General features: G+C 31.4%; 9 protein-coding genes and 1 other RNA gene. 2 read left to right on the top strand and 8 right to left on the bottom strand.

The features are described from left to right. Positions 1–343 precede the first annotated feature (343 nt). The 8 genes from FNL83_RS06825 to FNL83_RS06790 all read right to left on the bottom strand — a co-directional run bounded on the left by FNL83_RS06825 (position 344) and on the right by FNL83_RS06790 (position 8902). The gene (locus FNL83_RS06825) at positions 344–1222 is read right to left on the bottom strand and encodes a 5'-3' exonuclease (protein WP_001830929.1); all 879 of its coding nucleotides are present in this window, start codon (positions 1220–1222) and stop codon (positions 344–346) included. Between the two features lie 18 nt (positions 1223–1240). Then, positions 1241–4678 (bottom strand): dynamin family protein, encoded by a 3438-nt coding sequence (locus FNL83_RS06820; protein ID WP_001830977.1) that lies wholly within the window; start codon positions 4676–4678, stop codon positions 1241–1243. 376 nt (positions 4679–5054) lie between these two features. Beyond that, entirely contained in the window at positions 5055–5693 is a 639-nt protein-coding gene (locus FNL83_RS06815; RefSeq protein ID WP_001831317.1) for an SDR family oxidoreductase, read from the bottom strand. Positions 5694–5860: 167 nt separating this feature from the next. Then, a complete protein-coding gene (locus tag FNL83_RS06810; protein WP_001831166.1) occupies positions 5861–6997 on the bottom strand; it encodes a THUMP domain-containing class I SAM-dependent RNA methyltransferase in 1137 nt (378 codons plus the stop codon). Positions 6998–7187: 190 nt separating this feature from the next. Then, positions 7188–7571: RNase P RNA component class B (gene rnpB / locus FNL83_RS06805), an RNA gene on the bottom strand. Between the two features lie 68 nt (positions 7572–7639). Further along, entirely contained in the window at positions 7640–7978 is a 339-nt protein-coding gene (gpsB, locus tag FNL83_RS06800; RefSeq protein WP_001831034.1) for a cell division regulator GpsB, read from the bottom strand. 13 nt (positions 7979–7991) lie between these two features. Then, entirely contained in the window at positions 7992–8558 is a 567-nt protein-coding gene (locus FNL83_RS06795; RefSeq protein WP_001831285.1) for an SLOG family protein, read from the bottom strand. An 11-nt stretch (positions 8559–8569) separates the two neighbouring features. After that, positions 8570–8902 carry a YppE family protein gene (locus FNL83_RS06790; protein ID WP_001831244.1) on the bottom strand — a complete coding sequence of 111 codons (333 nt, stop codon included), beginning with the start codon at positions 8900–8902 and terminating at the stop codon, positions 8570–8572. Between the two features lie 343 nt (positions 8903–9245). Between FNL83_RS06790 and recU the strand changes: the two genes are divergently transcribed. Both recU and FNL83_RS06780 read left to right on the top strand, forming a co-directional pair. Then, positions 9246–9872 carry a Holliday junction resolvase RecU gene (gene recU, locus FNL83_RS06785; protein ID WP_002476769.1) on the top strand — a complete coding sequence of 209 codons (627 nt, stop codon included), beginning with the start codon at positions 9246–9248 and terminating at the stop codon, positions 9870–9872. Next, the gene (locus FNL83_RS06780) at positions 9869–12100 is read left to right on the top strand and encodes a transglycosylase domain-containing protein (protein ID WP_001831032.1); all 2232 of its coding nucleotides are present in this window, start codon (positions 9869–9871) and stop codon (positions 12098–12100) included. The genes recU and FNL83_RS06780 overlap by 4 nt, the downstream gene beginning before the upstream one ends. Positions 12101–12135 lie beyond the last annotated feature (35 nt).

The raw sequence follows: 12135 nt of genomic DNA, 5'->3' as shown, positions 1-12135 counted from the left end.
AGCTATTGCCACTCCTATTCTTGATGTTTTTTCTTTGTTGTTTGATGTGATTTGAAAATTATACGTTTTTAATGTTGATAATTTTGACAATGAATAACTCATACATTTGCTCAATAAAAAAGAGCAGATGTTCCGACCGTTTAATTTCGGTTTGCTCTTCATTTATCACAATAGCATTTTGAACAACAATTTATTTGTTCTAAACAATAATATCACTTTAAGATAACTTTGTGAAATTAATTCACGAAGTTTTAATAAAATATTTATATTTTTAGTGGAGATGCTAATTGATATTAAAAAAACCAATGAACAATATCTAAATGAAATGTTCATTGGTTTATGGTTAGAGGTGAGTTGCAATATATTTACTTGAAACGTATAGTTCATGTTCATTACAAATGGATAAAATCTCATTTAGTGTATGAGCATATGTCATCTCTTTAAAAAGTTTGTCTGTTTCAATTGGAACTTTGGTATATATTTCTGCGAGTGATTTTGATAAATGCAGATGATTTAAATTATTTGTTATTTTTTTCTGTTGAGCGGGAGTTAATGATGATAAATTGTTCACTACATTTTCGACAGTTCCATGATTTTGAATTAATTTAATTGCTGTTTTTTCACCTATCCCTTTTACACCAGAATAGCCATCTGCTGTATCACCCATAAAAGCTTTAACATCTATTAATTGTTGAGGATTAAGCCCGTATTCATCAATGAAACGATCAAGCGTGTAACGTTGATAGATTGTAAAACCTTTTTTTATAAGCCAAACTTCTACATTATGATTAATGCATTGGAGTAAGTCTCGGTCTCCGGTAATGATATAAACTTCATGTTCTTGTGAATATGTTTCCGCTAAACTGCCAATAATATCATCAGCTTCATAATTACGCTTACCAACATTTACAAAACCAAACTGATGGGATATTTCTTTAACATAATCGAATTGAGGAATAAGTTCATCAGGAGGTGCTGGGCGATTTTGTTTATAGCCATCATACATTTCATTTCTGAATGTTTCTTGCCCCATATCCCAACAAACTGCTACGTGAGTAGGTTCGATTTCCTTGATAGCGCTAAAAATATGTCTTACAAAACCTTGAATACCATTTGTAGGAATTCCTTTAGAATTGTACATAAATTGATTGTGTAAGCTTGTTGCATAAAAATGTCTAAATAATAAAGCCATTCCATCAACGAGCAATACTCTTTGAGGCATTTTTAATCCTTCTTTCTACTATAAAATATTGTCTAATTGTGTCGTTTTCAATTCTAGTTGTTGTATTAATGTATCATCGATAGTGAATGAAAGTAACTCATCAATTTGTTGTTGAATGGATGTCTCCAACATTTGAAATTGATGTTCGGCAAGTTGAGTCATCTCATGGATATAATCATTTAATTGTCGGCGCAATGAGTTCAAATCATCTTGTAATAATTCAAGAGTTTGATTAGCTATGTGTACTTGTATATCCTTTTGTGACTTTGGATTAACTATTTTACGTTTAGTTAACTGTTTTGGTAGTGATTGCAACATTGAATTAAGTTCAATTTGAAGTAACGCCGTATCAACCAGTGATGGCTCAACATTAAATTTTGCATTTATAATAACATGAATCTGATTTAACTTTTTCATGACTGGTAGGATTTGTTCTTCTAGTTGTGAATTAAAATATTTTTTAATCCTTTCTGTGATAAGTGATTGCTCTAAGAATAAGCGTTGATGAATTTGATCTAAATATATTTTAGTTGAAATTTTCTTTTCCTCATTAAAGTCGTTATTTTGTGTCATCTGACTATTAAACACAGATTTAACCTCATCTAAAAGTTGTAGTTTTAACCGTTCATTTAGATGATATACTTGTTCTTCTACTTCATTGAAAGTACGTTGTGCAGTTGTATCAATCAACTCTTGATTTAATAGGGTTTGGTTTTTATAGTGATTTAATTTATGTTGTCTAGCTGATAATTTTGCGTTGTCATCGTGAAAATCTTTAATCATTTTTTTAAAGGAGTTATTCATTTGTTGCAATTGATAAGTCATCTGCTGCTCTAAAATTGTTCTAGATTCAACCTTTGCAAAGTATTGTATACTTTCTCTTAATTCATTTATGCCAATGTTATTCCCATTTAAACTTTGACGACTTGAAACACTATATATATCAGAGTGTAAGTTAACTTGCCCCAGTGCATCTGCAACATAATCCTCAACGGCTTGTATATCCTGTTTATCTTCAGCTAGGTCAACCGCATTAATTATCATTTTAAAAGCTTGATTTTCATTTAATTGATTCATATCTTTCATATGTTCGATAAAGGCTTTGTCGTTATCTGTAAATGAATGATTGAAGTAAGTTACATACAAAATAAGGTCAGAAGAAGTGAGAATTTGTTCAGTTTCATTCGTGTGTCTTTGATTATTGGAATGTAAACCCAGTGAATCAATAATGATTTTACCCTTAAGCCAATCTAAAGGTAGCTTAAGGTGTACAGTTTTCACGAAAGTGGCATACTCATCCTCGGCACTCCACTTTTTAATTTCTTCAAGCGATACTGTGTGTATAAGTGAATGTTCTAGCATTGACGTGTACATTTCATAATGTTTCTCAATTGCACTAATAAATGCAAGTTGGTTCTTTTCTAGTTTCGATTTTAACTTCTCTAAATCGCTCTTAATAAAGTTGTCTAAGGTGTTAAACGATATTTCATAAAATTCTAGTACATGATTAACTTCCTCTAGTAATTGCTCTTTAGATTTTAATGTGATTTGACTCTCTTTACCATATGATAATTCCGTCGTTGCCGCTGTTGTTGGATTAGGAGAACTAACTAAATAGTTATCACCTAGTAGAGCGTTGATTAAGCTGCTTTTACCTGCGCTAAATGTACCAAAAACACCTACTTTTGTTATTTGATTATCGAGTCTCAGAATGGTATCGGTGATATCTTGTTTAGTGCGATCAAATAATGGTACATCTTTAACGATATCTAATGCACGCTTAATATCTTGATTAGATGTAACAAACTCGTTACGATGTTGTGTCTCATGTTTACGATGATAAGCAGTTGAATTTTCTTGTTTAAGTTCAAAATGAGTCTCTGTTCTTCCAATTAATTTATCTAAAGAATCGTCTAAATGGATATAGTAATGTTTGTAGTTGTGGGATGTAAGCGAATCCTTTAATGTGTTAAGTTCAATGTATCTATCATATTCATACCTATCTTCATTTTCATCACTCGATAATTCATTAACTTGTACATGATTGACAGCTTCTTCAAATAGTGGTGTTGACTCATTTTCTATTTTTTTATTCAAAGCTTTTATAACTTCATCTGAAAATGTTAAAACGTATGTGTTGCTAATGCTCGTTTGAGTTTGATATAGCTCTGATATAAGTGACGGAACGACGTCATATTCTTGATTTAGTATTTTTTCATTCACAGCATGTTTATTTATGAATCTAGTTAAAAATGACATATCTTCACGAAGTGGTTGTCGTACTTGTTGATTAACTTTCTCTTGCAATTGAGTGGTCGCCTCATTAAGTCGTTTGATTTGTTCTTCTTCTTTTTTCTTCCTTTTATTAAAAAATCCATTCACTTTAAAATCAGTTGCCATGCTTTCTAAATAATTCCGTAAAGATTCACGCATATCGTACGTCATGATATAAGCATTATCTAATATATCTTTACGCTTCTGTTTTAAATAATTAAATAATTGATTAGAGTCATTGAGCAATTGTGCTTCTGCGCTGACTTCTTGATTTTGTTGAAATTGAATATATGCTTCCTCGAATTGTTCTTCATTAATTTGAAGGGTGTCAAGAATAGATTGCATTTCATTTTGAATGTATATGTATTGTGCGTCGGTAATGAATTGAATTGTTCTATTAACATAGTCTTCTGTTGATTCACGATGTTGATCCATAAATACTAGAAAATTTGAAAGTTTGTCAATTTCATTCTGTGGATGATCAAACTTTGAAACGTAATAAGTATCTTGAAGTTTGATATCCCAGTCTTTGATTGATTTTTCGACTCTTGATTTAAAAGTTTCAAATGTAATTTCTTCTTCATTATGTTTATCAATCTGATTAATCACAAAAATAATTGGTATACCAACTTCATTAATACGTTTCATAAATTTAAAGTTCAACGCTGATTGGACATGATTATAGTCTACTGTATAAAACAACAAGTTACTTGTATACATAAATTGCTCTGTACTCGACTGATGCGTTGCAACGTTAGAGTCAACACCCGGTGTATCTTGAAATGTAAACCCTAGATTAAATTTGTTTGATGGAAAATTAATTTCTATCGATTCTACATCGACATTTTGTCGATTCATTTGTTTAACATCGTTGTACGTTTTTAATTTTGTATATTGTTGTTGCGTAAGATTGGCAATGATTTCGTCTTCCTTGGCTACTGAAACGATAGCTGTATTGCTCGTTGTTGGTACTGGAGAACTTGGTAGTATATCTTGTTCTAATAACAAATTAATTAACGTTGATTTTCCAGCTGAGAAATGTCCTACAAATGTTGCGGTGTATTGATTTAAATAAACTTTTTTTATTACTTGATTAATGGTATTAATTAAAGGTCTGTTATTAGATTTTTCCAATTCTTTTTTTAATTTATATAAAGTATCTAATTGTTCATTTATTGCCATAAGTATTACCCCTTTAGTTCAGTGATAAATCACAGTATTTTTACTCGATTAAAGTAACAAAATCAGAATTCAAAATTATTTGAAAGGTAAATTAAATTTAAATGAAAAGTATCTGTAGCTAAATGATTATTGTGACTTTCATCAAAGATATTAGAAGTATAATAAATGAATTCTATCTTGTTTTTATAATTGAATGAAAGATAATCCCCTGTTTGAATTTAAGTAATATTGTACAATTTATTTTATGATAATTAGCAATAAATTCAAAAAAATAAGGCAGCCATGATGACTTGCCCTAAATTTAAGCTTATTTATCTATTTCAAATTCTATCATAATATTGATTGAAAACCCATGCATGTAGATACAAACTTTATACTAATTGAACCAAGCAGGTTTATTACCTTCTGTATTAGGTTTATTCACACCAATATTTTCTTTAGAGTGTAGTTCTGGGTTTTTGGCAATTTGTACTGCTAAAGATGCTACACTTTTACGTGATACTTCAGTACCTTTAAATGTTTCGTTCTTTGCTGTGATCTCATATACATTTTCATTTTTATCTGTAAGCCAGCCTGGACGTATTATTGTGTAATCTAAATCTGAATTTTCTATAATATCAGATGCTTTGCGGTAGCGATTCAATTTTTCGCCAAATTGTTCTTTATTCCATTGATTGAATGGTTCTGGTAGTTCATCATAAATACCAGGAGCTGCTACAAAAATCAGTCTCTTAACATTTTTGTTATCCATGGCTTTTACGATAGTTTCAGCTTGTTTATCAAGTGATCCCGATAAACTTGCAAAAACAACATCAACATTGTTTAAAGCACTTTCTAAATCCTCAATATTTTTAGCGTCTCCCTCATAAACTTTAATTCTATTAGAGGCGTAATCAGGTATACGATGCGCATTTCTCAAAAATAAATCAACATTAAATCTTGAGTTCTCTAGGAAAATTTTTGTCGCTTCGATAGATACTCTACCATTTGCGCCTACAATCAAAACAGTCTTCATATTTAAAAGCCCCTTTCTAATTAAAATATGATACATTTTTAGTATATGACTTATTTTTTAATAAAATTAAACACTCCTATTTAACTGTACTACAGTCAAGATAAGAGTGCGAATAAATAGTACTTGAATAATTACTATAATTACACAAGTATTATAAAATGTAAAATTTAATTTTTATTACTTTGCTTTTTACCCCAATACTGATAGTACGTACATTCAATATACCCGTTGAACAACTTACGTCTTTTAGTCGCTTTTCGATTAACTAAGTATTCAAATTCTTTGTTACTTGTTAATATGTAGGCCGATAAATGAGGATGTTGTTTCAAAAGTGTACCTATATAACGATACATTTCTTCAACTTCTTCACGATCTCCAATTCTTTCACCATACGGTGGATTGCCAACAAGTGCTACAGGCTTGTCGGTATCAATAGACAAAGTATTCACATCTTTAACATTGAACTGTATGATATCTCCGAGACCAACTTCTTCTGCATTACGTTTTGCAATTTCAATCATTTCTGGATCAATATCAGAAGCATATACTTGTATGTCTTTATCATAGTCAGCCAATTGATCAGCTTCATCACGAAATTTGTCATAAATATTAGGTGGCATCATATTCCATTGTTCAGATACAAAATCCCTATTAAAACCAGGTGCAATATTTTGTGCAATAAGACATGCTTCAATAGCAATGGTGCCTGAACCACAGAAAGGATCAATTAAAGGTGTGTTACCATTCCAATTTGCTAAACGAATGAGGCTTGCTGCCAATGTTTCTTTAATGGGTGCTTCACCTTGAGCAATGCGATAACCTCGCTTGTTGAGTCCAGAACCAGCAGTATCAATGGTCAATAATACATTATCTTTTAATATTGCTACTTCTACAGGATATTTGGCGCCTGTTTCACTTAGCCATCCTTTTTCTTGATGAGCATGCTTAAGTCGTTCTACTATAGCCTTTTTAGTAATTGCTTGGCAGTCAGGTACACTATATAATGTTGATTTTACACTCCGCCCTTGAACCGGGAAATTACCTTCTTTGTCAATTACGGTCTCCCATGGTAATGACTTTGTTTGCTCAAATAATTCGTCGAAAGTAGTAGCATTGAATCGACCCATTACAATTTTTATTCGGTCTGCGGTACGTAACCATAAGTTACATCTAACAATAGCACTTTCATCACCTTCAAAAAAGATACGACCGTTTTCTACTTGTGTATCGTAACCTAATTCTTGTATTTCTTTAGCTACAACTGCTTCTAATCCCATTGGACATACTGCTAATAATTGAAACATGACCGAGTCTCCTTTTAATTTATTGAATCAATATATGTATAATTTTAATATTTATAAGTATTAATTAATTTGATTTTGAAGCGGAAAACCATAAATGTAAAGTGTATATTGTAATAAATTATTCTAAATCAATTATGATTTCAATTAAAAAAGCTCTCCATAATTGGGAGAGCTAAACTAGTGATGATATTTCTGTAAGCCATGTTCTGTTCCGTTGTACTCATAATGTGTACTAGTTACACTGGTACGTCGGTGGTAACCATCTGTCTACATATTTTTACTTTCGCGTAAAAATCGTCTCGTCTATACGTTGAATTCCGCTAAACAAGTGCTCCTACCCAATTTGGATTGCTCACTCGAGGGGTTTACCGCGTTCCACCTTTTATATTTCTATAAAAGCTACGTCACTGTGGCACTTTCAAACTATTCTAACCATATCCAATGACTTAGGTTATTTCATTGCCGTCAAATTAATGCCTTGATTTATTGTTTCATCAAGCACGAACACTACAATCATCTCAGATTGTGTGAGCATGGACTTTCCTCTATATTGCTATAGCGATTACCCGAAATATCACTTTTGAGATTATAACATAATTTTAAGTATAAAGTCATAAAATTTATACGAAATAAGTAAAAATTTTATTTGCCGAATACTGCTTTTTCAAGGTTTGAAATACGTTTTAAAATATCTACATTATTTGAAGCACTGCTTGAATTATTTGAAGAAAAGTTTTTATTGTCTTGTGGTCTTGATGTAGCAACACGTAATCTTAATTCCTCAAGTTCTTTTTTTAATTTGTGATTTTCTTCAGAAAGCTTTACTACTTCATTGTTCATATCCGCCATTTTTTGATAATCTGTAATGATATCATCTAAAAAAGCGTCTACTTCTTCTCTTCTATAGCCTCTTGCCATAGTTTTTTCGAAATCTTTTTCATAAATATCTTTCGCTGATAATTTTAATGAAACATCTGACATCTTTTTTTCCACCTCATTCGAAACTTTGATCTTGAGACCACTGCAAGTCGTTGATGAAGTCAGTGAGTTCATCAAACGTCACAATATCACAAGTATAGTTTGTTTTTTCCATAAATTCAACTAACATAGCCTTAAAGTATTTAGGGCTTGCCTCTTGTTCATCATCATAAATTAAAATAGTGTAATCGGTATGATCAAGCATGAATTGATCTGCTTGTTTAAATTGATAGGCACCCATATACTCAGTGTGATGAATGCTTTCAGTAAAATCGGCTTGTTGTATAATATTTGTATACTTAGCTTGATTCTTATCATTCCATCGTTGTGTATGACCTATAAATGGCGTAATTATACCTAGTTTAATATCTGGGAAGTCTTTTTTTAGTTCAATCACTACTTCAGCAGACCATAATTCTATACCCATTTGTCCTTGTATCAATACCCACTCTAAACCTTCATCTAAAAGATGTTTTAATTTATGAGCTATAAATTGCTTTAAATAATATACTTCTGGCGCATCGTCTTTATAGATATTCAGTTCAAAAGATTTATAACCAGTAATATAAACAGTTTTAACCATTTTTTTCCTCACTAAACATAATTCGATAAAATATTTTTTAAATCGTACTGGGCACTTTTAAGTTTTTCGACAAATAATTTACGGCTCGTTCTAGGAAAATGACAATCTACAGAAAGCTTTTGTATATTTAATATCAATATATCTAACTTTTGTTGGCTCATATATTGTGTTTCTGTAATGCTTTTTGAGTAACAGTTGAGTGCCTCTAAATGATTATCAATATTTTTGACATAGGGTTCAACATCTTTATAAAAATCGAATGAACCGCCATTAATTTTTACATGTTGATACCTATAATTCATTTCATCAATATCCTCTAACAATTGTTTAATGATTTGATACATTTAGATGCCTCCTACTTAATTAATTTAACATATTATAAATCCGAAAGTCATGGAAATATACATAGAGTAAAAAATTAGAAAATGATATTTTTGGTTTGTTAAATTCTATTAGTAATACTAAATAAAAAAATATGAAATTTATGGAATTTTATTAACTTGAAGATTACATTTATCTTTCATTTATGAAAGAAATCGTGACAGATTGGCATAAGCAAGTTAAAATAGTGATTGATGTATGTTTTCTTTGTGACATATACATTCAAATACGATAGTTTGTTTTAATTTTATAATTTTAAATAATCATTTAGTATAAAATAGGAACAAACTTGTGTGGTGAATTATGATGAATTATCCAAATGGTAAACCATACTCTAAAAATAAGCCTTTGGACGGACGTAAGAGTTCGCCATTTTCAAGTAATATTGAATATGGTGGACGAGGTATGACACTAGAGAAAGATATTGAACAATCGAATACTTTCTATCTTAAAAGTGGCATAGCAGTTATTCATAAAAAGCCGACTCCGGTTCAAATAGTTAATGTTCACTATCCGAAACGTAGTAAGGCTGTAATAAATGAGGCTTATTTTCGCACTCCTTCAACAACTGATTATAATGGTGTCTATAATGGATATTACATTGATTTTGAAGCTAAAGAAACTAAGAACAAAACTTCATTTCCACTCAATAATATTCATGCACATCAAGTAGAACATATGAAAAATACATATCATCAAAAAGGAATTGTCTTTTTAATGATACGTTTTAAATCACTTGATGAAGTGTATCTTTTACCCTATTCAAAATTTGAAAAATATTGGCAAAGATACATTAATAATATTAAAAAGTCGATAACTGTTGAAGAAATTCGGAAAAATGGTTACCATATTCCTTATCAATATCAACCAAGATTGAATTACCTCAAGGCAGTTGATAAGTTGATATTAGATGAAAGTGAGGACCGCGTATGACGGAAAATAAAGGGTCTTCCCAACCTAAAAAGAACAACAATGGGAAGTCCAATGGAAAAAAGAATAGGAATGTAAAGAGAACGATTATTAAGATTATAGGTTTTATGATTATTGCCTTTTTCGTTCTATTGCTACTCGGTATCTTGTTGTTTGCTTATTATGCGTGGAAAGCTCCAGCATTTAGCGAATCAAAATTAGATGATCCAATTCCAGCAAAGATTTACGATAAAAACGGAGAACTTGTAAAAACACTTGATAACGGACAGCGACATGAACATGTGAATATCAAAGATGTTCCTAAAGACATGAAAAACGCTGTTTTAGCTACTGAAGATAACCGTTTCTACCAACATGGAGCATTAGATTACAAACGTTTATTTGGTGCCATTGGTAAAAACTTAACAGGTGGATTTGGTTCGCAAGGTGCGTCTACACTTACACAACAAGTTGTAAAAGACTCATTCTTGACACAACAAAAATCTATCGGTCGTAAAGCACAAGAAGCTTATCTTTCTTATAGATTAGAACAAGAGTACAGCAAAGATGAAATATTCCAAGTTTACATGAATAAGATTTATTATTCGGATGGCGTTACTGGAATTAAGGCCGCCGCTAAATATTACTTCAACAAAGATATGAAGGATTTAAATTTAGCTGAAGAAGCTTATCTAGCTGGTTTACCTCAAGTTCCTAACCTTTACAACATTTACAACAATCCTAAGGAAGCTAATAATCGTAAAGATACTGTGCTTTATCTTATGCATAAACATAACCGTATTAATGATAAACAATATGCGGATGCGAAGAAGATTGATCTTAAAGCTAACTTAGTTGAACGTACTAAAAAAGAACGTCAAGTCACTGGAAATGAAAAAAATCCTGAGTATGATTCTTACGTTAATTTCGTTCAATCTGAATTAATGAATAACAAGTACTTTAAGGATAAAAATTTAGGTTCAGTTCTTCAAAGTGGTATAAAAATTTATACTAATATGGATAAAGATGTTCAACAAACGTTACAAGATCGAATTAACAATGGTTCTTTCTACAAGAATGAAGACCAACAAGTTGGTGCAACAATTCTAGATAGTAAAACTGGTGGATTAGTTGCGATCTCAGGTGGACGTAATTATAAAAATGTTGTTGAAAGAAACCAAGCTACTGACCCTCACCCTACTGGTTCATCATTAAAACCTTTCTTAGCTTATGGACCTGCAATAGAAAATATGAAGTGGTCAACAAATCATGCGATTCAAGACGAATCATCATATTGGGTAGATGGTTCTCAATTCAAGAACTATGATACGAAAGGCCATGGAACAGTTTCTATCTATGATGCATTGCGTCAAAGTTTCAATATTCCAGCTTTAAAAACTTGGCAACAAGTTAAAAGTCAAGCTGGTAATGATGCACCTCAGAAATTTGCATCTAAATTAGGATTGGATTATAGTGGCAAAATTGGACCTTCTGAAGTATTAGGTGGATCTTCATCAGAATTCTCACCTACTCAACTAGCTTCCGCTTTTGCAGCAATAGCAAATGGTGGTACTTATAATAACGCGCATTCAATACAAAAAGTTGTTACTCATGAAGGAGATACAATTGAGTATGAACATACGAGTCACAAAGCTATGAAAGACTATACATCATATATGTTAGCTGAAATTCTTAAAGGTACATTTAAAGCATATGGTTCGGCTTATGGACATGGTGTGTCAGGCGTAAACATGGGTGCGAAAACTGGTACTGGTACGTATGGACAAGAAATATACGAAAAGTATAATTTACCTGATAATGCTGCCAAAGATGTTTGGATTAATGGTTTCAGTCCAGAATATACTATGTCGGTATGGATGGGCTTCAATAAGGTTAAACAATATGGAACAAATTCATTTATCGGTCATTCAGAACAAGATTATCCACAATACTTGTATGAAGATGTGATGTCTAGTATCTCATCTAAAGATGGTGAAGATTTCAAAAAGCCTAATGATGTACAAGGAAGTTCACCGGACAGTCTATCTGTATCAGGTCATTCTGATAATAATACTACTAACCGTAGTGTTCATGGAAGTAGCGATACATCTTCTTCATCAAATGGTGGCTCTAACTCAGCATCAAGTGGAAACAACTCGAATAGTTCGAATGGTACCAGTCAAGGTAACTCAGGCAATGCATTTACACGTCTGTTCAATTTAAACTCTATATTCGATTATAAAGTTTCATAAATAAATAAACTTAAAGCTCCAATTTCAAGAAAATG

It is taken from the genome of Staphylococcus epidermidis (assembly GCF_006742205.1).
GTDB lineage: Bacteria > Bacillota > Bacilli > Staphylococcales > Staphylococcaceae > Staphylococcus > Staphylococcus epidermidis.
This window is presented reverse-complemented; position numbering and strand designations above follow the sequence as displayed.